This window comes from Actinacidiphila oryziradicis (genome assembly GCF_005047355.1).
In the GTDB taxonomy this organism is placed as follows: domain Bacteria; phylum Actinomycetota; class Actinomycetes; order Streptomycetales; family Streptomycetaceae; genus Actinacidiphila; species Actinacidiphila oryziradicis.
Map to the genome: position 1 here is coordinate 30196 of NZ_SUMC01000053.1, position 21016 is coordinate 51211.

Here is a 21016-nt window from a genome sequence, read left to right on the forward strand (position 1 = left end):
CAGCGTGTGTGGATCTTATGTCGGCCAGATGTCGGCGGCGTGACCTTCGGCCCTGGCGGCCGGGACAACGCCTGCCGGGGGCACCGGTGACGCGGTCCAGGAGTCCGGCGATACGGCGCAGCCGCCCGGCACCGACACCGGCACCGCGTGCGACGGTCTTCCCGTTCACCGGCCGGGATCACGCCCGCAGGCCGTAGCCGATGCCTCGGCGGGTCTCGATCAGGGGCGGCCCCAGCCGGTCCAGCTTGCGCCGCAGATAGCTGATGTAGGTCTCGACTACGGTCGACTCGACGTCGAAGTCGTAGTTCCAGACGTCCTGGAGCAGCTGCTCCTTGGTGACGATGCGCCCGGCGTGCCGGAGCAGATGACGCAGCAGGTTGTACTCGGTGGGGGTCAGGTCGACGGGGCGGCCGGCGCGGCGGACGGTGAAGGTGCCCTCGTCCATCTCCAGGTCGCCGTGCCGGAGTACGGGGTCGGGGGCGGGTGTTGTGCGCCGGGTGCGGCGGAGGACCGCGTGGACGCGGGCGACGACCTCGTCGACGCCGAAGGGCTTGGTGATGTAGTCGTCGCCGCCCAGGGCCAGGCCGCCGACGACATCGCGCGGCGCATCGCGTGCGGTGACGAAGATGACGGCCAGGTCGTCCCGCTCGGCGCGCATCGCGCGGCAGAGCTCCCAGCCGTTGCCGTCGGGGAGCATCACATCGAGCAGCACGAGGTCGGGGCGGTGCTCGCGGGCGGCGGCCAGGGCGGCGCGGCCGGTGGCGGCGGTGTGCACGGTGAAGCCGTGGAACTTCAGGGTGATCCGCAGGACGTCGGCGATGCTTGGCTCGTCCTCGACGATCAACACGGTGGCGGCCGGGATTTCGGGACTGTCCATGCCCTTAGTACATCGCTTGAACATGTTCAAAAGTAGGTCTATGGTGAGTCTCGCAACGAGAGTTGAACACGTTCAAGCAAGGTTCGAACAAAGGTGGGTCCATGGATCTCACAGTCGTCACCTACGTCGTCTACCTCGTCATCAGCGTCGGACTCACGGTGTGGGTCGCCCGGACGCTGAGCACCAACGGCCGCGTCTTCCTCGCCGATGTCCTGCAGGGCAACGAAAAACTCGCCGATGCCGTCAACCACCTGCTGGTGGTCGGCTTCTACCTCGTCAACCTGGGGTTCGTGGCGCTGTATCTCAAGGCTGCCGACACGGTGAGCGACACCCGGGGGCTCTTCGAGGCGCTCTCGGTGAAGATCGGCGTCGTACTCCTCGTCCTCGGCGTCATGCACCTCGGCAATGTCTACGTCCTCAACAAGATCCGCCGCCGCGGGATCATGGAGCGCGAGCAGCTGCCGCCGGTCGCTCCGCAGGGCTGGACCCGGCCCGCCGCCCCCGGGGTGTGACGCCATGGCAGCCCTGCAGGAGCCCCAGGAGCCCCAGAACCGTCAGAACCCCCACTCAGCCGCACAGCAGCCCGTCCAGCGGCTCACGGTCCTCTACGACCCCGACTGCCGGCTCTGCGCCTTTGTACGGAACTGGCTCGCCGGACAACGCCAGCTCGTCCCGCTGGAACCGGTCCCGGTCGGCTCGGACGAGGCCCGCCTCCGCTTCCCGGACCTCGACCACACCGCGACGCTGCGGGAGATCACGGTCGTCGGCGACGCCGGGCAGGTCTACCGGGGCGAGGCCGCCTGGCTGGTGTGCCTGTGGGCGCTGGCCGAGTACCGGCCGGTGTCCCACCGGCTCAGCACCCGGGCAGGCGCTCCGTTCGCCCGCGCCGCGGTGCTGGCCGCCGCCAAGTACCGCGAGGGGCAGTGGAGTACGTGGGGTGCGCGCCCCGCGGCGCAGCCGGGCGGCCGGGTGGGCTGGGCACCGATCGTCGACGCCCGAAGCATCGCCGCAGGCCCGAGCGCCTGCGACGATGGCTGCGGCACACCCGGTTAGGCTCACGCCCGTGAAAGACCAGGACCCCAGGAAGACCAAGGCTCCCAAGAGCGAGCAGACCAGGACCCTCATCCTGGAGACCGCGCTCCGGCTGTTCGAAGAGCGCGGTTACGACCGGACGACGATGCGGGCCATCGCCAAGGAGGCCGGGGTCTCGGTCGGCAACGCCTACTACTACTTCGACTCCAAGGAACACCTCGTCCAGGGGTTCTACGACCGGATCGCCGCCGAGCACCAGGCGGCGGTCCAGAGCGTCCTGGGCGAGGAGCCGGACTTCGGCAAGCGGCTGCAGCGAGTGCTGAACGCCTGGCTCGACCTGTCCGCGCCCTACCACCGGTTCGCGTCCCAGTTCTTCAAGAACGCCGCCGACCCGGACAGCCCGCTCAGCCCCTTCTCCCCCGAATCGCACAAAGCCCGCGACTCGGCGATCGCCGTCCTCCAGCAGACACTCGCCGGAGCCGGGAACGCAGCCGGGGCCGGCGCCAAGGCCGACCCCGAACTGGCCGAAATGCTCCCCCAGTTGCTGTGGCTCTACCAGATGGGAATCGTGCTCTTCTGGGTCTACGACCGCTCCCCCGGCTACGAACGCACCTACCGGCTGGTCGCCCGCACCGTCCCGCTCATCGCCCGCACGGTCGCGCTCTCCCGCTACCGGATGCTGCGCCCGCTGGTCCGCGGGGTAAAGGAACTCCTGGAGGAGTTCCTCGTCCCCGTCTCCTCAGGCCCCTCAGGCCCCTCAGGTGCGGCCGGCGACCGATGACGGACGCGGATCCACGTCCGGCTGTGCCATCGGCGCGGGCGGCTCCTCGCCCGGGCCCTCCACCGCCATGTGCGGCAGCCGGCGATCGAGCCAGCCCGGCAGCCACCAGTTGGCCCGGCCGATCAGGAACATCAGGGCCGGCACCAGGATCGTGCGGAGGATGAAGGCGTCCAGGGCCACCGAGCCGGCGAGGCCCAGGCCTGCCATGACACCGCTGCGGTCGCCGCTGAGGATGAAGGACGAGAAGACACAGACCATGATCAGCGCGGCACAGTTGATGACACGGCTGGTCTCGGAGAGCCCGACCCTGACCGCCCGCGCGTTGTCCTTCGTGTGTACCCATTCCTCGTGCATCCGGCTGACCAGGAAGACCTGGTAGTCCATCGACAGCCCGAAGAGCAGCGGCAGCATGATCACCGGCAGGAAGGAGAGGATCGGCCCCTCCTTGCCGACGTCCAGCAGGTTGACGCCCCAGCCCCACTGGAAGAAGGCGACCAGCAGACCGAAGGAGGACGCCGCCGCGATCAGGTTCATCGCCGCCGACGTCAGCGGTACCACGATGCTGCGGAAGGCGACCATCAGCAGCAGCGCGCCCAGGCCGACGATCAGCCCGATGAACAGCGGCAACCGGTTGCCGATGACCGTGGCGAAGTCCTTCTGGATCGCCGTCGATCCGCCGACGTACACCTTCAGCGTGGTGCCCCGCTCGGCGCGTGGCACGATCGTGCCACGCAGCCGGTCGATGAGCTGGTCGGTCTGCAGGGCCTGCGGTGAGGTGGTCGGCACCACCTGTACGAGCCCCGTCGTCGAGCCCGCCGCGATGGGCGGCGCGATCGCCTGGGCCACTCCGGGGGTCGTAGCGAGCTGCTTGACGAGGCCGTTCAGCGCGGCACGGTCGGCCGCCCCGCCCGGTACCTCGGCGACCAGCAGCAGCGGGCCGTTGAAGCCGGGGCCGAAGCCCTTGGCCAGCATGTCGTAGGCCTGCCGGGTGGTCTGCGTGGTGGGCTGGTTGCCCTGGTCGTTGACGCCGAGGCGGAGCGAGAACACAGGGATGGCGAGCACCGCCATCACCAGGACCGCGACCGCGGCGAGCGCCTTCGGCCGCCGCTCCAGGACACCGGCCCAGCGGGCCGCCGCACCGGCCTTCGGCGCCTTTGCGCCCGCACCGGCCGCGTCCGCCGCTTCCATGGCATGCCGCTCGCGGCGGCTCAGGGCACGCCGGCCGATGAAGCCGAGCATGGCGGGCAGCAGGGTCGTCGCGGCGATCACGCTCAGCACCACGACCACCGTGGTGGCGATCGCGACGCCGTTCATGAAGCTCAGGTTCAGTGTGAACATCGCCAGCAGCGCGATGCACACCGTGCCGCCCGCGAAGAGCACCGCACGCCCCGAGGTGTCCAGCGCCCGCTCGGCGGCCTCCGCCGGGGAGAGCCCGTCCCGCAGGCCCCTGCGGTGCCGGGTGACGATGAAGAGCGCGTAGTCGATACCGACGCCGAGCCCGATCAGGCTGCCGAGCAGCGGCGCGACGTCCGGCATGTCGACGGCGTGGCTGAGCAGCGACAGGCCCATCAGCCCGGTGCCCACCGCGAAGATGGCGTTGAGCAGCGGCAGCAGCATCGCGAAGAGCGAGCCGAAGGCCACGAAGAGCACCACGGCCGCCGCGACGATTCCCACCGCCTCGGACAGGCCCTGCTTCGGCTGCTCGGTCTGCTCGATGGCCTGGCCCCCGAGCTCAACCCGCAACCCGCTGGTGCGGGCCGCCTCCCCCCGGTCGATGACGGCCTGGATCACCTTCTTGTCGAGTGCGTTCGCCTGTTTGGTGAACGTCACCTCGGCGTAAGCGATCCGGCCGTCGGCGCTGATCCTCGCCGCTCCCCCGGCGGCGTACGGACCCGCCACCGTGCCGACGTCCGGCAGCTTCGCCATGTCGGCGAGCGCCGACTCCATCCGCTGCCGCACCGCGGCGTCGCGGACACTGCTGCCCTTCCCCACCTCCCACACCACGGTGTCGGTATCACCCGACTGCTGCGGGAAGGCCTTCATCATCACGTCCAGTGCCCGGGACGATTCCGTCCCCGGCAGGCTGAAGACGTTGGCGTACGAACTGCCGGCCACGGTACTGCCGGCAGTCGTGCCGAACAGCACCCCCACCCACAGCAGCAGGACCACCCATCGGTGCTGGAAGCACCATCGCGCAAGTGCGGCCACGACTCCCTCTACCCCTCTTCTGTCATTTCCCCAAGGTCGTCGGGTCCAGCCTGTGGGGTACGGGGGCGGTACGGGTGACCGGGGCCCGGACTCTCAAGGAACTCCCAAGTTCGGATGGGTGCATCACACAAGCCCGCTCCGATACTGAGGGGATGAGTCACCGGCCCCGTTCGTTGCGCGCCAAGCTGACCCTCGGCAATGTCGCTCTCCTCGCGATCGGCATCCTCGCCGCTACCGCGGCGAGCCTGATGGGCATGCAGCACTATCTGCTGGCCAGCGTGGACGCGCAGCTGTTGCACTCCCGCGAGGCGCTGCAGCGGTCCGAGCTGACCATGCCGCAGATCGACCGCCTCAACGTGATCGCCCAGGTCGCCGCGCAGGCGCTGCCGACCAGCGAGACCGTGCTCACCCCGATCGGCGGCGACGGCCGGGCGCTCGCCTTCGCCGGTGTCGACCCGAGCGACCGGCAGCGGGCGCTGGCCTCCGCCGTCCGTGATCCGGCCGCCCTCGTCGGGCTCGCCGCGCCCGGCGATGTCACCGTGGGCGGCGCGCCCTACCGGGTCACGGCCACCCGGCTGGGCGACGGCACGCTTCTCGTCATCGGGACCTCCACCGAGTCGCTGCACGCCGGCCTGACCAAGGCCCTGCACCTCGATCTCGCCGTCGGCGTGGGGCTGCTGGCGCTGCTGGCCGCGATCTCGCTCATCGAGGCCCAGCGGCGGCTCCGCCCGCTGAAGGACATGGTGGAGACCGCCTCCGCCATAGCCGACGGCGACCTCTCGCGGCGGGTCAGTGCCCGCTGCAACGAGGTCAGCGAGGTCGAGCAGCTACGGCTCGCCCTCAATGCCATGCTGCACCAGGTCGAGACCGCCTTCGAGACCCGCGAGTACGCGGCCTCGCAACTGCGGCATTTCATCGCGGACGCCTCGCACGAACTGCGCACCCCGCTCTCCGCCATCCGCGGCTATCTCCAGCTGTACGACCGCGGCATGCTCAGCGACCCCGCCGACCGCACCCGGGCACTCGCCAGGATGACCGCCGAGGCCGAACGCATGGCCCACCTCGTCGAGGAGCTTCTCACCCTGGCCCGCCTCGACCAGCGTCCGGTACTCCGGCTCCAGCCGGTGGACCTCGCCGGTCTCGTCCGGGACGCGGCGGAGGACCTGCGCGCTCAACAGCCGGGGCGCCCGGTGAGCGTGCGCCTCGCGCCGCGGGCGGGGGCCGACGGCGCTCCCGACCGGCTCGGGGCGGACTGGGGGCACCTCCCAGCGGTAGCCGGGGGAGGCTCCGGCGGGCCGGGGCCGGTGGCCGTCGTGGGCGACGAGGCGGCGCTCCGGCAGGTGGTCGGCAATCTGCTGGCCAATGTGCGGGCGCACACTCCGGCGGAGGCCGCGGTGTCGATCACGCTGTCCCGCGAAGTGACACCCGCGGTGCGGACGCCGGGCCCCGGCGAGGTCTACGGCGAGTTCTACGGCGGCGCCACGGCCATGGCGCCGGCGCCCCACGCTTGCGCGCAGCGTGCGGTGCTGCGGATCAGGGATGAGGGGCCCGGGATGAGTGCCGAGGACGCGGCGCGGATCTTTGACCGGTTCTTCCGGGCGCCGGCGGAGAGCGGCCCGGTCGGGGCGGTGAGCGGTGCGGGGCTGGGGATGGCGATAGTGCGCGGCATGGTCGAGGCCCACCAGGGGAGCGTGACGGTGGAGACCGCGCCCGGGGAGGGGCTGTGTGTGACCGTACGGCTGCCGGTTCACGACGAGTCGGACCTGTCGTCGTCGAGCAACGGGAGCAGCAGCACCGGGTGGACGGACCAGGTGCGGTGGTCGAAGCCGGTGTCGACGCTGAAGGAGTAGCCGGCGCCGTCGCGGAGCCCGGCGAGGGCGGTGTCCAGTCCGTCCTGGTCGTTGAGCCAGCGCCAGACCGCCATGAAGGGGTGGTGGTCCAGCCCCCCGGCGGCGTTGCGGACGCAGGCGCGCATCCAGTCCATGGCCCGGCCGGCGGTCGGCAGAAGGCAGGTTGGCGGTGGGTGCGCGGGGGTGCCGGGGTCGCCCTGCCCGTCGGCATGGCACCAGTAGGCCTCGGTGAGCCAGGTGCCGGTACGGGTCCTCATGTCGCGTGCGTGCCGCATGTTCAGCCGCCTTCCACGGGAGCGCCGAGCACCGCCCACACGGTCTTTCCGTAGCGGCCCCGGTGCCTCACCCCCCAGGTGTCCGCCAGTGCCTCGACGAGCCTCAGACCTCGGCCGGATTCATCCGCCTCCTTGGGGTCCCTGAGGACCGGTGGGTTCTGCTCCGAGTCCGACACCTCCACCACGCAGGAGCCGTCGGCGAGGGCGGTCACGGCCACCTCGAAATCCCGCGCCGGTACGGGCCCGTGGCGGACAGCGTTGGTCACCAGCTCCGAGACGATCAGCAGGACGGACTCGAGGATGTCGGGGTCCCGTCCCCAGACCGTCAGATGGTCACGTACCCGCAGCCGTGCGACCCCGACGGAGGCCGGGTGATGGGGAAGCCGGAATGCCTTGCGCCTCAACAGCCCGCTCTCCAGCGAGTGTTCCGCTGGTGCACGAAATTTTCCCCCTCATGCTCGCTGTACAAAGGTTCGATACCTCTATACAGCGACACGCGAGCCGTCCGTGTCGACAGCGTTGCTCAGGGTGAGAGCGGTTTCCGGCCATCCCGGCGCAGCGTGGTATTCAGAGGCCGCGCGAATAGGTGGGGCGGCCTCTTACGGCTACGCGTCCGCGTCGACGCGGGCCGACTGCTTCTCCGTGGCGGTGACCGCGGCGTTGGCGGCCTCGGCGCGCAGTGCGCGCAGCCCCCGCAGCCCGAGGACACCGATCGCGGTCCCGAGGAGGAAGGAGACGATGGCGAGCGTCAGGTGGATCCAGAAATACGCGGTCGGGGCGGAGTGGTCGCCGTGGTGAAAGGCGAGTCCGCTGGTGTCCTTCCACAGATTCTTGACGAAGGTGGTCCAGACGATCCAGGACCAGACTCCGAAAGCGACGAGGAACCACGACACCGGACGGCTGAGCTTCATGCCTTCCAGTACAGCACGGACGCTCCCGAGGTGTAGCGTGCCCCTCCTCACGTCTTGTGCCACCCCCTTGCGCCGTGCCTGTTCCCAGGTTGGCCATGTACGTTCTGCTGCGTGCCCACTACGCCAAAGACGCCGCCGGCCGTACGCCGCCCCGCCCTGGCCCTGTTGTCCGCCGTCGCGCTGATGGCCGCCGCCCCGGGGGTGTCGTACGCCAAGGACAAGGCGTCCCCCACACCCACCCCTCCCGCGGCGATGTCGACGGTGGGCGGCGCGCTGCTCGGCAGCTCCGGCACCAAGGTGTCTCTCCAGGCCGGCGCGCCCGCCCTGCCGAAGAAGATCACCTCACGGTCGTGGATCGTCGCTGACGCCGAGTCCGGCGAGGTGCTGGCCGCGAACAACGCGCACTGGAAGCAGCCGCCGGCCAGCACTCTGAAGATGCTCTTCGCCGATACCGTGCTGCCGAAGCTGTCCAGGACAGAGACCCACAAGGTCGTCCCGTCCGACCTGAACGGCATGGGTGAGGGCAGCAGTCTGGTCGGAATAAAGGAGAACCTCACCTACACGGTTCACGACCTCTGGCTCGGTGTCTTCCTCCGCTCGGGCAACGACGCCGTGCACGTGCTCTCCGCGATGAACGGCGGCGTCGACAAAACCGTCGTGGAGATGCAGGCCCGCGCGCAGGATCTCCAGGCCGATGACACGCATGTTGTCTCCCCCGACGGCTACGACATGCCGGGGCAGGTCTCGTCCGCGTACGACCTGACGCTGTTCGCCCGCGCCGGGCTGCAGAACGCGGACTTCCGCGAGTACTGCTCAACGGTCAGCGCCAAGTTCCCCGGCGATTACAAGAAGACCAAGGCCGGGAAGAAGGTCCGCGACACCTTCGCCATCCAGAACACCGACCGTCTGCTCAGCGGCGACGTCAACAGCGGCCTCAGCGCCTACCAGGGCCTCGCGGGCGTCAAGAACGGCTATACCTCCAACGCCGGAAACACCTTCACCGGAGTCGCCCAGCGCGGCGGCCGGACCCTCCTGGTCACCGTCATGCACCCCGCCGCCGGCGGCGACCTGGGCTACAAGGAAGCCGCCAGCCTCCTCGACTGGGGCTTCGCCGCCTCCGGCAAGGTCACCCCCGTCGGCACCCTCGTCCCCCCGAAGAGCGCCCTGGCCTCGGCCTCCCCGAACGCGTCCGCCTCCGGCACCGGAACCGCGCACGGCGGCTCCCCCGCCGGCGCCTCGGCCGCCTCCGCCAGCTCCTCCGCCGGCGGCGCCTGGACCGCCCTCGGCATCGCGGGCGGCTCGGTTGTGGTCGTCGGCGGCGTGGCCTTCCTCGTACGGCGCCGCTGGCCGCTGCCCAAGTAACGGCCGGCGGACTTACCGGTGGCCGGGGCCGGTACGGATGCCCCGGCGCCAGGCGCCGCCCATCGGCACGCGACGCCGCCCCACCTATTCGCGCGGCCTCTAAATGTGACCGTTTTCACACAATACGAGTCGCCGACGGAACGGTATTCTCCTTTTCGCTTAAAGATTTCCGATTACGCCGCCGACATCGCACCACCTCCTGAAAGGGCCAGCCATGCCGTTCTCCCTCGGTCTCGTCGGCGCCGGACAGTTCGCCGGACAGTTCGCCAAACTGTTCCGGGCGCATCCGGGTGTCGGTGACATTTTCGTCACCGATCTTCTTCCGGAGCGGGCCGAGCAGCTCGCCTCGCAGTCCCACCTGTCCGGGACCTTCCCCACATTCGACGCGATGCTGGAATCGCCCGTCGACGCCGTCGCGATATTCACCCAGCGGTGGACCCACGGACCCCTCGTCGTCCAGGCTCTCCGCGCCGGGAAGCATGTCTACTCCGCTGTGCCGATGGCGATCACGCAGGAGGAAATCGCGGCGATCATCGACGCCGTACGCGAGACCGGGCTGACATACATGATGGGCGAGACCAGCCAGTACATACCGGCCACCGTCTACGCCCGGAAGCGGATCGCGGAAGGCGCGTTCGGCCGGCTCTTCTACGCCGAGGGCGACTACGTCCACGACATGGACCTCGGGTTCTACGAGGCGTACCAGTACAGCGGCGGTGAGAACTGGAAGGCCACCGCGAGCTACCCGCCGCTGCTCTACCCGACCCACTCCGTCGGCGGGGTGCTCGGAGCCTGGCAGGTCCACGCGGTGAGCGTTTCGGCCATCGGTGTCACCGATGATCGTGGAGACGGCGTTTTCGACAAGGCGATCAGCCAGTTCAACAACGAATTCTCCAACGCCACCGCGCTGTTCGAGGTCGCCGGCGGTGGCTCGTTCCGCACCAACGAGTTCCGCCGTGTGGGGTATCCCTCCCACATCCGCGAATCACGCTTCCGTTTCTTCGGTACGGAGGGAAGCTTCGAGCAGCTTGCCACTTCCAGTTTCTGGCAGAACAAGCAGGGAGTCCACGACATATCAGAGCACCTTCAGGTCGTGCCCACCCTCTCCGCCGATGATCCGTCCCTCCAGAATGTCGCCCCGGCACTCCGGGACGCCTTCGTCTCCGGCACCGCGCCCGTGCATGACAGGTCACGGCTGCCCAGGGAATTCGACCACATGGCCAATGGTCACGAAGGCAGCCATCACTTCCTCGTCGACGACTTCGTCACCGCCGTCGAGACCCGTTCCCTGCCACCGGTGAACGCCTGGGTCGCCGCCCGCTACACCCTGCCGGGCATCGTCGCGCACGAATCCGCGCTGAGCAACGGGGCCAGACTGCCGATCCCGGACTTCGGTGACGCACCCGCATAGCCGCCGCCGGCCGCGTCCCGCCGGGGCCTGACCGCAGCCACGGTCAGGCCCCGGCCGTATCCGTCGGCGTCGCCGTCCAGGCGGCGCAGTACAGCAGCAGTTTTGCCATCAGGTTGATCCACAGCAGCAGGGCGACGGGAGCGCCGAAGGCGCCGTACACGCTCTTGCCGGCGACGCCCTGCAGATAGCCGCTGATCACCAGCTTCAGCAGCTCGAAGCCGATGGCGCCCATGAGCCCGGCGACGACCACGCTGCGGCGCTCCGGGTACACCCCGGGCAGCCGGGTGAGCAGATACGCGAGCAGCACGAAGTCGACGAGGACTGCGACGCACAGGCCGAAGACCTCGAGCAGGATCCGGCCCGGTCCGCCGGAGGCGAAGCTGAAGCGGTCCGCGACGTGGCCGAGGACGGCGGTGGCGAAGGCGGAGCAGCCGGCGGAGGCCAGACCGATGGCGCCGAGGGCGAGGAGGAGACCACCGTCGGCCAGCACCCGGAGGAAAGGGTTGGCGGGTTCGTCGTCCTTCTCCCAGACGGCGCGCAGGCAGTCACGCAGCGAGCCGATCCAGCCGATGCCGGTGACGAGGAGGAGTGCGCCACCGATGACGCCGACGGTGCCCGCGTTGGTGACCAGGGCACCGATGTCCAACTGGTCGGCGATCCCCGGGACCTGCGCGGAGACCTTCTGCTGGAGATCGTTGACCTGACCGGCGGTGAGCAGGGCGGCGGCGATGGCCGCTCCGACGGTGAGCAGCGGGAAGAGCGCGACAAAGCTGGTGAAGGTGATGGCGGCAGCGAGTCGGGTCCAGTGAACATCAGTCAGATGCTCGTAGGAGCGCCAGGCATGAGTGCGCATCAGGCGGGCGATCCAAGGCCCGATCCAGGGGATACGGGTCAACCAGTCCATAGCCGAGCACTCTAGGGCCTTTGGGCACGGCCGCCCCCGGCGGGTGGATCACCCGGGTGGATCAGCGCGTGCTGGAGGTGGCGGTCCTGCCTTTGCCTTTGCCTTTGCCCTTGGCCGCACTCTTGCCCGCGCCCTTGCTCCCGCCTTCGCCCGCGCTGTGCTGGTGCGGCACCACCGGGGCCAGCCCCAGGGCGAACAGGTAGTCGTACAGCTTGCGCCAAACGCCGTCCGGGCCCTGCTCGTAGAGGGAGAAGCCGTTGGCCGTCCAGGATGCGGTGAAGTCGGCCAGCTCACGCTGGGCGAGGTCCATGGCCTCCTCGGCGATGCAGTGCGCGATGGTGACGTGCGGGTGGTACGGGAACTGGAGCTCGCGCTGGACCGGCCCGGAGCGGACCCGTTCCTGAAGGTCGGCGCAGCTCGCGGCGCCCTCGCGCAACTCCACGTAGACCACCGGGGACAGCGGCCGGAAGGTGGCTGTGCCGTCCAGCCGCATCCGGAAGGAGCAGCCCGCGGCGGCGACCAGTTCGAGGTGCTCGCGGAAGGCCGGCAGGACCGCCTCGTCGACCTCGGTGGGCGGGAGGAGGGTGACATGGGTGGCGATGGAGTGGGCCAGCGGGTCGCCGAAGCCGGCGCGGCGCTGCTGGATCAGGCTGCCGTAGGGCTCCGGGACCGCGATCGATACGCCGATGATGCGGTTGGTGCAGTTCCCCACTCGTTCACCCCTCTCGTCTCCGGGTCTCGTCTCCGGGCTGATAGGTCCACTTGTCAGTGTGACCGGCGCACGGCCCATTGCGCGAGCGTCGTACATCACACTCGCGGCAGAATTTCACCCCGGTTTCCGCTATTTGTCGCTTTGTCAGTGTTTGGCGGGTAGCAGGCCCATCCGCTCATATGTCTTCGCCAGCGTCTCCGCGGCCACCGCGCGGGCCTTCTCTGCGCCCTTCGCCAGGATTGAATCCAGCGTCTCCTGGTCGCCCAGGTACTCCTGGGTGCGCTCGCGGAAGGGAGTGACCCACTCCACGAAGACCTCCGCCAGATCGGTCTTGAGCGCCCCGTAACCCTTGCCCTCGTAGCGATGCTCCAGCTCCGGGACGGCGGTACCGGTGAGGGTGGCGTAGATGGTGAGGAGATTGCTGACGCCGGGCTTCTCCTTCTCGTCGAAGCGGATCACGGTGTCGGTGTCGGTGACCGCACTCTTGATCTTCTTCGCGGAGACCTTCGGCTCGTCGAGCAGATTGACCAGACCCTTGGGGGACGGCGCCGACTTGCTCATCTTCGCCGTCGGGTCCTGGAGGTCGTAGATCTTCGCCGTCTCCTTGACGATGTACGGGGCCGGGATGGTGAAGGTCTCGCCGAAACGGCCGTTGAAGCGCTCGGCGAGGTCGCGGGTCAGCTCGATGTGCTGGCGCTGGTCCTCGCCGACCGGGACGGCGTTCGCCTGGTAGAGCAGGATGTCGGCGACCTGGAGGATCGGGTAGGTGAACAGCCCGACCGTGGCGCGATCCGCACCCTGTTTGGCCGATTTGTCCTTGAACTGAGTCATCCGGCTGGCCTCACCGAAGCCGGTCAGACAGTTCATCACCCAGCCGAGTTGGGCGTGCTCCGGCACATGGCTCTGCACGAACAGCGTGCAGCGGTCCGGGTCGAGCCCGGCGGCGAGCAGCTGCGCGACGGCGAGCCGGGTGTTGTCCCGCAGCTCCGCCGGATCCTGCGGGACGGTGATCGCGTGCAGGTCGACGACCATGTAGAACGCGTCGTGCGACTCCTGGAGCGCCACCCACTGCCGGACCGCACCCAGGTAGTTCCCCAGGTGGAAGGAACCTGCGGTGGGCTGGATACCGGAGAGCACACGCGGACGATCGAAGGCCATGACACTCATTGTCTCAGGTCCCGGGACCCGGTTCGGTCCCGGAACCGTCACCGCGGCGTCCGGATCAAAAACCCGGCCTAGGGCCTGTCCGGCCGATCTCCGCGGCGTCGCGTGCCCTGGCACCAGCGCTCGCGGCGTTGTCGTCAGTCGACGACTCTCCCCCAGACTCCGTCCGGGAGGTGCCCCCACCAAGCTCTCGGCTCCGCTCGAGCAGGGGGGACCCCCATCGCGTCGCCTCCCTCCTCCGCCTTGCGATCACAGGCGCCAGACCCCCTCCTTCTCCCACGGAGATCGGCCGGACAGGCCCTAGCTCAGGTCGATCGTGGGGTACAGGGGGAAGCCCGACAGCAGATCGGTGGCCCGCCGGCTCACCTCGTCCGCGACGGAGTCGCTCAGCACATGCCGCGCCTTGGACGGCTTGCCGTCCTTGGTGGTGCCGGGTTCCGTCTTCGCCAGGACTGTGTCGATGAGCCCGGCGATCTCGTCCATCTCGGCGGTCCCCAGGCCGCGCGTGGTGAGCGCGGGCGTGCCGATCCGGATGCCGGAGGTGTACCAGGCGCCGTTCGGGTCCTGGGGGATGGAGTTCCGGTTGGTGACGATGCCGGAGTCGAGGAGCGCGGCCTCGGCGTGGCGGCCGGTGAGGCCGTACCCGGAGACATCGATGAGCACGAGGTGGTTGTCCGTGCCGCCCGTCACCAAGCGCGCGCCGCGCTTGAGCAGGCCTTCGGCGAGGGCGGAGGCGTTGGCGGTGATGCGCTGCGCGTAGTCGCGGAAGCTGTCCTGCCGGGCCTCGGCCAGGGCCACCGCCTTCGCCGCCATGACGTGCGGCAGGGGGCCGCCCAGCACCATCGGGCAGCCCCGGTCGACGTGTTCGGCGAGCTCGTCGTCGCAGAGCACCAGGCCGCCGCGCGGGCCGCGCAGTGACTTGTGGGTGGTGCTGGTGACGATCTGGGCGTGCGGTACGGGGTCGAAGTCGCCGGTGAGGACCTTGCCGGCGACCAGCCCGGCGAAGTGCGCCATGTCGACCATCAAGGTCGCGCCGACCTCGTCGGCGATCTCGCGCATGATGCGGAAGTTGACCAGGCGCGGGTACGCCGAGTAACCGGCCACGATGATCAGGGGGCGGAAATCGCGGGCTGTCTCGCGCAGGGCGTCGTAGTCGAGGAGACCGGTCGCCGGATCCGTACCGTAGCTCCGCTGATCGAACATCTTGCCGGAAATGTTTGGCCGGAAGCCGTGGGTGAGATGGCCGCCCGCGTCCAGCGACATCCCGAGCATCCGCTGGTCCCCCAGCTCGCGCCGCAGGGCCGCCCAGTCCTGCTCGCTGAGATCGTTGACCTGCCGGACCTGGGCCCGCTGGAGCGCGGGGCTCTCGACCCGCTGGGAGAGCACCGCCCAGAACGCGACCAGGTTGGCGTCGATGCCGGAGTGCGGCTGCAGATAGGCGTGCGAGGCGCCGAAGAGGGCGCGGGCGTGCTCGGCGCCGAGCGCCTCCACGGTGTCCACGTTGCGGCAGCCCGCGTAGAAGCGGCGGCCGATGGTGCCTTCGGCGTACTTGTCGCTGAACCAGTTGCCCATCGCGAGCAGCACCGCCGGGGAGGCGTAGTTCTCGCTGGCGATGAGCTTGAGGGAGTCGCGCTGGTCCGCCAGCTCCTGGCCGATCGCGTCGGCGACCCTCGGCTCGACGCTCCGGATCACTTCCAGGGCGCTGCGGAAAGCCGTGGATTCGGTACTGGGGCTGCTACTGGGACTGGGCATGCCTGCCTCCTGGACTGTTGCGGGACGGCCCAGGCGCACGGCACTGACTGCTGAGCCGCTCCCCGATGGTCGGTCCCATCCCAGCGCGCCAGTCACGGCTCGGGGCGAGTTTAGCAATGCCCGTTCCCGGCGGCGCGCCTGCGAGCGACCATGGGACGGGGGCGCCACCCTGCCCCCGGGTCCCTGGCCACTCCCTCCTGACGTACCACGAACGGAGAACACGTGTCGATCAGTGCACGGCAGCACATAGCCGCCGCCGAGGCGCACAGCGCGCACAATTACCACCCCCTGCCTGTAGTCGTCGCCCACGCCGACGGTGCCTGGATGACGGACATAGAGGGGCGCCGCTACCTCGACATGCTCGCCGGCTATTCGGCACTCAACTTCGGCCATCGCCATCCGCGCCTCATCGCCGCCGCCAAGGCCCAGCTCGACCAGGTCACCCTGACCTCCCGCGCCTTCCACCACGACCGCTTCGCGGACTTCTGCACCGCGCTCGCCGAACTCTGCGGCATGGAAATGGTGCTGCCCATGAACACCGGCGCCGAAGCCGTCGAGACCGCCGTCAAAACAGCCCGGAAGTGGGGATACCGCGTCAAGGGCGTCCCCGACGGCCAGGCGAAGATCGTCGTCGCCGCCGGCAACTTCCACGGCCGTACGACCACGATCATCTCCTTCTCCACCGACCCCGAGGCACGGCTGGACTTCGGGCCCTTCACGCCGGGCTTCGAGATCGTCCCCTACGGCGACCTGGCGGCCCTCGACGCCGCCGTCGACGACCGTACGGTCGCCGTGCTCATCGAGCCCATCCAGGGCGAGGCCGGCGTCCTCGTGCCTCCCCCCGGCTACCTGGCGGGTCTGCGGCGGATCACCGCCGAGCGGGGCGTGCTCTTCATCGCCGACGAGGTCCAGTCCGGCCTCGGGCGCACCGGCCGCACCTTCGCCTGCGAGCACGAAGGTGTCGTGCCGGACATGTATGTGCTGGGCAAGGCGCTCGGCGGCGGTGTCGTGCCGGTCTCGGCGGTCGTCTCCTCGGCGGAGGTGCTCGGGGTCTACCGGCCCGGCGAACATGGCTCCACCTTCGGCGGGAACCCACTGGCCTGCGCCGTCGCCCTCGAAGTCATCGCGATGCTGCGGAGCGGGGAGGTCCAGCAGCGTGCCGCCGAGCTCGGTGACCACCTCCACTCCGAGCTGGGGCTGCTGGCGGGCGCCGGCGGCCCGGTGACCGCGGTGCGCGGGCGGGGGCTGTGGGCCGGCGTCGACATCGCCCCCGGGCACGGGACGGGGCGCGAGGTCTCCGAGCAACTTATGGACCGGCGGGTGCTGGTGAAGGACACACACGGGGCAACGATTCGGCTGGCGCCGCCGCTTGTCATCTCCAAGGAGGACCTCGACTGGGGGCTGGAGCAGCTGCGGGCGGTCCTCAGCGGCTGACGCCGGCGCCGTAAGGTCACGGTATGAAGCTGGGAATGTTGTGCGCGGTCGGCGCGGCGGTGTGTTTCGGGTTCGCGACCGTGCTCCAGGCCGCAGGAGCCCGGGCGGCCGAGCCGGGCACGGGCTCGGGGGTGGACGCGCGGCTGCTGGGGCGGGCGGTGCGGCAGGGGAGGTTCATCGCCGGGCTGGTGGTGGACGCCCTGGGGTTCGGGCTGGAGATCGTGGCGTTGCGGACACTGCCGATCTACGTGGTCGGGGCGGCGCTGGCCGCCAGCCTCGCGGTGACGGCTGTGGCCGCGTCGCGCGTTCTGCGGGTCCGCCTCACCGGGACGGAATGGGGCGCCGTGGCCGCAGTGTGCGGGGGGCTGGCGATGCTGGGGCTCACCTCGGGCGGCGAGGGCCACCACCCGGGCAGCACGGCGGTGCGGGTGGGAGCGCTGGGCACGGCCGTGGCCGTGCTCGCGATCGGCGCGGTGGCCGGCCGCCTGCCGGACCGGACCCGCTCCGCCGCCCTCGGGCTCGGCGCGGGGTTCGGCTTCGGCGTCGTGGAGGTCGCCGTACGACTCGTCCGCGACTTCTCCCCCCGCGCGCTGCTGGCCAACCCGGCGACGTACGCCCTGCTCATCGGCGGCGGCGCGGCCTTCCTGCTGCTCACCTCCGCCCTGCAACGCGGGTCCGTGACCGCCGCCACCGCCGGCATGGTCATCGGCGAGACCGTCGGCCCCGCCGCCGTAGGCATCGCCGCCCTCGGCGACCGCACCCGCGTCGGCCTGACCCCCCTCGCCGTCGCCGGCTTCACCCTCGCCGTCCTCGGCGCCCTGGCCCTGGCCCGCTTCGGCGAGGGCGGCCCGCCGACGGCGGACGGGTAGCCGGCGGGCGCCGGCTACCTCCGGCGAGAACCTCGGCCCATCGGCGTCGTCAGCCGGACGCCCGCACAGGATTCGCCGGACCCGTTCACTTGAGACGGGGACCAGATCGACAGAGACGGGACGCGGCTGGTGGCGGACGGACCCGGATGTCACGGAGCCGGTGTCTCGATGATCTTGTCAGTTCCGATGGGCTCTGACCAGGCGAGTGACAGAACCGCTGAGACCCGGCACGGTGGATTCTCAGGGATCTCGTCAGTTTGTTGGGTCGACACCGCCTCGTCGGGGCTCAGCCTGGCCACCCGCTGACCACGCCAACACGCCCGCTACGCGGCATGAGAGCGCGTTTGCGAGCAGTTGTGTCCTCGAGCGGGCGCACGGTCCCGTGGGTCGCCAGCATCGATCGTTCGGGTCGGATGCAGCAGCGCCAGTCAATGAAACTGTAGACAATGCGGGACCTTCCCGCAGGGTGGCCATAGACCCAACGGTGACGCGCGTGTCGCCTTTCTTAGCAGAGAGGGGACTCCCGACCTCAGAGTGCGTTTCCGGTCAGCTGACCAGCTGGACGCACTCACCCATATCACGTTCGGTTCCGTGCACGGTTTCAGCCTTTACATATCGCGCCCCATGGCGGCTGCGGCCGCCAGGATGTTGACGTAGTCGCGCAGATGGGCGATATGCCCGTTGCGCACGGTCAGCACAACGATGTTGGGAAGCGCGAACTCACCGGTGGATGTGCTGGTCCCAAGGGCTTCCTGCTCGACGATGATCGTGTCTGGATCGTTGGTGTCGTAGATGGCAAGGGTGCGGTAACGCTCGTACTTGAACGTGTTGGTCTTCCACACTGCGGCTGTCCAATTCACGATCTCGTCCCGGCCCTCGAGCCGGGACGGCACGCCTGGGCGTGTGAACGGGAACTCATGGACCGCGTCGACTGCATACACACCGCCCATGTCATGGGCGGACTGGCTGATAGCGGCTTGGCGCCAACGCTCCAGAACCTCACGCGGACCGGCTTCTTGCTCGCCGAGTGCCGCTCGCCTGGCAGTCACCTTGCGGTAGCGGATCTTCCAGCCGTCGGGCTGGCGCGTGACGATGTCGTCGTAGACGACACTGCCGGCTGTTCCGTCGGCCTTGATGCCGATTCCTTTGGATTGGACCCGCGCCGAGCGATCGTCGATCCGTGTGATCACGATGTTGGTGACGTGATGGCCGACCGGGTTGGCATCGCCCAATGCGAGCGCGGCCTCACGCATGGCCGCGGTCCCGTGTAACGAGCCGAGGCCGAAGTCGTCCAGGTCATAGGTGACATCTGGGGTGAACAGCTCACCCGCTTGGTCCAGCTCGCCCGCGTCCGTGAGGTGGCCGTGGAGATTGATCAGGTCGTTGATGTCGATCCGGTCTTGTTCCGTCAGCGCCATTGGAGTGGCCCTCCATGCTCGGCATGAGCCATGCCAGTAAGGTGAGGCATGGTCCGGTTAGGTGGGTACGGTAGCGGACTGTGTCCCCGGTTAGGAAGGGTGTGGTGATTGCGCTGGCAGCCCACGAATCGCGATCGCGTGCCGGGCGTCCGAGGCGTGCAGACGCCCGACGTAACTACGAGCAGTTGCTCGAGCAGGCGCGAATTGCGTTCGCCGAGTTCGGCGTGGACGCCCCCTTGGACGAGATCGCTCGGCGGGCAGGAGTGGCCAGCGGGACGCTGTATCGGCATTTCCCCACTCGGCTGGATCTCATCGAGGCGGTGCTCGCCGAGCAGATAGCCGAGTTGGTCGACCTTGGTCGCGGGCTGCTGACAGTCGAGGACGAGTTCGACGCGTTGTCCACGTGGTTGCGTGCCGCGCTCACGCATGCCTTGACCTATCGGGGTCTGGCGGCCGCGGTGATGAACTCGGCGCTCGACCACGGGAATGGTCTGGTATCGACCTGGCATGCGGAGATGTTCGAGGTAGGGGCCGCGTTGCTGGCGCGGGCGCGGCAATCAGGCGTGGTCGTCGCCGTTGCGGACGAAGGGGATGTGCTGAAGATGGTCGGCGCTATCGCCTGGGCCGCCCAGGACAGCTCCGCTCAAGCCGACCGCCTGCTCGCCCTTCTCATGAACGGACTTCGTTGCGGCGGCCTTCCGCATCAAACTGGCGATTAACGATCATGTCATTCGTGTACAGATGGGATGGTTGGGATTCGTTCCCCTGGTAACCGGACGACCAGGGAGCAACGACATCGCGCCGGGTGTGGGCTGCGCGGCGGCATCGGTGAATAAGTCACGGGTGCGGGCGCCCAGATCGGTGTGACCGGGCCGTCGAAGATCCGGTAGACGTAATCGCGAGCACCTGGCCCACAAGCGTCCCACCACGCCATCACCGAACAAGGTGCTTTGTGGCTCTTGCCGGAAGTGCGTTTGCGCTGGTATTGGGTACGCTCCGGCGAGTCGTATCGGATCCTGGTCAAGGCGGCCGAGCATGTGGGATCCTGGTGGTTTATTACTCAGCGTGGCCCCTCAAATCGTCCAGGGTTGCCATTCTCGAGCCCTTGTCGTTACGGATGAACCGATCAGGGATCGGCGTGTCTATAACCGCTGCCATGACGCTGCGCCAGTTGGCCAGCAGAGTCGCGGCGGTGGGCGCTCCTGGTCCCGGCTGGTAGGCGGTGGGCGGTGGGCGTGCCGGGGGGCGGCCCCGGGGGTGCCGGGGACTTGCGGGGCGGTGGGTCGCTTCGGTACCCGCCTGGGGCTGGCCCGGTCCCGCCATTTCGCCGTGGTCGGCTGCTGCGCCGTTTCGCTCCCTGGCGGTCGCAAAGACAAAGGCGCTAACTGCGGATGGGGAGGAGGGGGCTTGGGTTGTCGGTCGGCCGCCTGGCCGGGGGGTTTGGTGTCAAGGCGGCTTGTGCGGCTTCGGTTCGGTGGGTGTCTGGGGTCTCGTTGCCGGATCCGGGTAGAGATGGCCGGTGGCCATGCCTTTTGCTCGTGGGTGGCCGATCCGCCGTAACCGGCGGCTGCCGGGTGGTTGTGGGCTGGGGCCCGGTTCCGGGGGCGGGGTCCGGTGGGCCTGGTTCCGGCCGGTGGGCGGCTGGCGTGCAGGCGGGGGAAGGATGTTCGGGGGTGCGGGGGCCGGTGGATCTCCGTCGGGCCGGTGGGTTCGGGAGCGCTGGGGTTCGGGGGGGTGCGGAAACGATTCGGCGAGGCGTCGTTCCGGGCTTGGATGCCTCACGGACGTCAGGTGCGGTCAGGGGGCAGTTGCGGTTTACAAGAGCCGCCCCCCGACACCTCCCGTGCGGCATTTACCCCATTTATACCCCACGAGTTTGGTTGAATCCGGATCTTTGTGTAGAAAGTGAAGAGATTTGTCCGAATTGCCCACTTGTGGACTTCACTAACTACACACAAGTCCACCCCGGCAGCCACCAGTGCCACCAGGAACGCCCTGTACGCCGTTTGACGGCGTACTCCAGCGTGATCCGCGCGGCCGCCTTGCTGCCGCGACC

19 protein-coding genes and 1 riboswitch are annotated in these 21016 nt (G+C 69.2%); of the genes, 9 read left to right on the forward strand and 10 right to left on the reverse strand.

Annotated elements, in window-relative coordinates; translation table 11 throughout:
* Positions 1-178 precede the first annotated feature (178 nt).
* On the reverse strand, positions 179-877 hold the full coding sequence (locus FCI23_RS36170; RefSeq protein WP_136728417.1) for a response regulator transcription factor: 699 nt from the start codon (positions 875-877) through the stop codon (positions 179-181).
* Between the two features lie 101 nt (positions 878-978).
* Here FCI23_RS36170 and FCI23_RS36175 point away from each other — a divergent pair, with 101 nt between their 5' ends.
* Genes FCI23_RS36175 through FCI23_RS36185 form a run of 3 tightly spaced genes read left to right on the forward strand, consistent with a single transcriptional unit; the run spans position 979 to position 2690 of the window.
* Positions 979-1389 (forward strand): hypothetical protein, encoded by a 411-nt coding sequence (locus FCI23_RS36175; RefSeq protein WP_136728418.1) that lies wholly within the window; start codon positions 979-981, stop codon positions 1387-1389.
* Between the two features lie 4 nt (positions 1390-1393).
* The gene (locus tag FCI23_RS36180) at positions 1394-1930 is read left to right on the forward strand and encodes a thiol-disulfide oxidoreductase DCC family protein (RefSeq protein WP_136728419.1); all 537 of its coding nucleotides are present in this window, start codon (positions 1394-1396) and stop codon (positions 1928-1930) included.
* Positions 1908-2690 carry a TetR/AcrR family transcriptional regulator gene (locus tag FCI23_RS36185; RefSeq protein WP_136728420.1) on the forward strand — a complete coding sequence of 261 codons (783 nt, stop codon included), beginning with the start codon at positions 1908-1910 and terminating at the stop codon, positions 2688-2690. Before FCI23_RS36180 ends, FCI23_RS36185 begins: the two co-directional genes overlap by 23 nt.
* Here the strand turns inward: FCI23_RS36185 and FCI23_RS36190 are convergent.
* Positions 2667-4898 (reverse strand): MMPL family transporter, encoded by a 2232-nt coding sequence (locus tag FCI23_RS36190; protein WP_136728421.1) that lies wholly within the window; start codon positions 4896-4898, stop codon positions 2667-2669. The genes FCI23_RS36185 and FCI23_RS36190 overlap by 24 nt on opposite strands.
* Positions 4899-5050: 152 nt before the next feature.
* Here FCI23_RS36190 and FCI23_RS36195 point away from each other — a divergent pair, with 152 nt between their 5' ends.
* The gene (locus FCI23_RS36195; RefSeq protein WP_136728422.1) at positions 5051-6748 is read left to right on the forward strand and encodes a sensor histidine kinase; all 1698 of its coding nucleotides are present in this window, start codon (positions 5051-5053) and stop codon (positions 6746-6748) included.
* On the opposite strand, the gene FCI23_RS36200 is transcribed toward FCI23_RS36195, so the two are convergent.
* The 3 genes from FCI23_RS36200 to FCI23_RS36210 form a co-directional block, all read right to left on the reverse strand.
* Positions 6646-7005, reverse strand: coding sequence for a hypothetical protein (locus tag FCI23_RS36200; RefSeq protein ID WP_136728423.1), 360 nt, complete (start codon positions 7003-7005; stop codon positions 6646-6648). The genes FCI23_RS36195 and FCI23_RS36200 overlap by 103 nt on opposite strands.
* A 20-nt stretch (positions 7006-7025) precedes the next feature.
* On the reverse strand, positions 7026-7430 hold the full coding sequence (locus FCI23_RS36205; protein ID WP_136728424.1) for an ATP-binding protein: 405 nt from the start codon (positions 7428-7430) through the stop codon (positions 7026-7028).
* 198 nt (positions 7431-7628) lie between these two features.
* Positions 7629-7934 (reverse strand): SCO4848 family membrane protein, encoded by a 306-nt coding sequence (locus FCI23_RS36210; RefSeq protein WP_136728425.1) that lies wholly within the window; start codon positions 7932-7934, stop codon positions 7629-7631.
* 111 nt (positions 7935-8045) lie between these two features.
* Between FCI23_RS36210 and FCI23_RS36215 the strand changes: the two genes are divergently transcribed.
* Positions 8046-9296: a D-alanyl-D-alanine carboxypeptidase family protein gene (locus tag FCI23_RS36215; RefSeq protein WP_407646074.1), complete on the forward strand. Its 1251-nt coding sequence runs from the start codon at positions 8046-8048 to the stop codon at positions 9294-9296.
* Positions 9297-9510: 214 nt separating this feature from the next.
* Positions 9511-10707: a Gfo/Idh/MocA family protein gene (locus FCI23_RS36220; protein WP_136728426.1), complete on the forward strand. Its 1197-nt coding sequence runs from the start codon at positions 9511-9513 to the stop codon at positions 10705-10707.
* A gap of 43 nt (positions 10708-10750) precedes the next feature.
* Here FCI23_RS36220 and FCI23_RS36225 read toward each other — a convergent pair whose 3' ends face one another.
* The 4 genes from FCI23_RS36225 to FCI23_RS36240 form a co-directional block, all read right to left on the reverse strand.
* Complete coding sequence (locus FCI23_RS36225; protein WP_136728427.1) at positions 10751-11611, reverse strand: YihY/virulence factor BrkB family protein; 861 nt, start codon at positions 11609-11611, stop codon at positions 10751-10753.
* Positions 11612-11672: 61 nt separating this feature from the next.
* The gene (locus tag FCI23_RS36230; protein WP_246144398.1) at positions 11673-12323 is read right to left on the reverse strand and encodes a 2'-5' RNA ligase family protein; all 651 of its coding nucleotides are present in this window, start codon (positions 12321-12323) and stop codon (positions 11673-11675) included.
* Positions 12324-12467: 144 nt separating this feature from the next.
* On the reverse strand, positions 12468-13481 hold the full coding sequence (trpS, locus tag FCI23_RS36235) for a tryptophan--tRNA ligase (RefSeq protein ID WP_136728429.1): 1014 nt from the start codon (positions 13479-13481) through the stop codon (positions 12468-12470).
* Between the two features lie 306 nt (positions 13482-13787).
* Entirely contained in the window at positions 13788-15239 is a 1452-nt protein-coding gene (locus FCI23_RS36240) for a glycine hydroxymethyltransferase (protein WP_136728430.1), read from the reverse strand.
* Between the two features lie 20 nt (positions 15240-15259).
* Positions 15260-15345, reverse strand: a riboswitch (ZMP/ZTP riboswitch).
* A gap of 122 nt (positions 15346-15467) precedes the next feature.
* Here FCI23_RS36240 and rocD point away from each other — a divergent pair.
* Complete coding sequence (gene rocD / locus FCI23_RS36245) at positions 15468-16673, forward strand: ornithine--oxo-acid transaminase (RefSeq protein WP_136728441.1); 1206 nt, start codon at positions 15468-15470, stop codon at positions 16671-16673.
* Positions 16674-16696: 23 nt separating this feature from the next.
* Entirely contained in the window at positions 16697-17542 is an 846-nt protein-coding gene (locus FCI23_RS36250; protein ID WP_246144399.1) for a DMT family protein, read from the forward strand.
* Positions 17543-18150: 608 nt separating this feature from the next.
* Here FCI23_RS36250 and FCI23_RS63245 read toward each other — a convergent pair.
* Entirely contained in the window at positions 18151-18960 is an 810-nt protein-coding gene (locus FCI23_RS63245; protein WP_211265593.1) for a nuclear transport factor 2 family protein, read from the reverse strand.
* Positions 18961-19061: 101 nt separating this feature from the next.
* Between FCI23_RS63245 and FCI23_RS36265 the strand changes: the two genes are divergently transcribed.
* The gene (locus tag FCI23_RS36265; RefSeq protein ID WP_246144401.1) at positions 19062-19679 is read left to right on the forward strand and encodes a TetR/AcrR family transcriptional regulator; all 618 of its coding nucleotides are present in this window, start codon (positions 19062-19064) and stop codon (positions 19677-19679) included.
* Positions 19680-21016: the final 1337 nt, after the last annotated feature.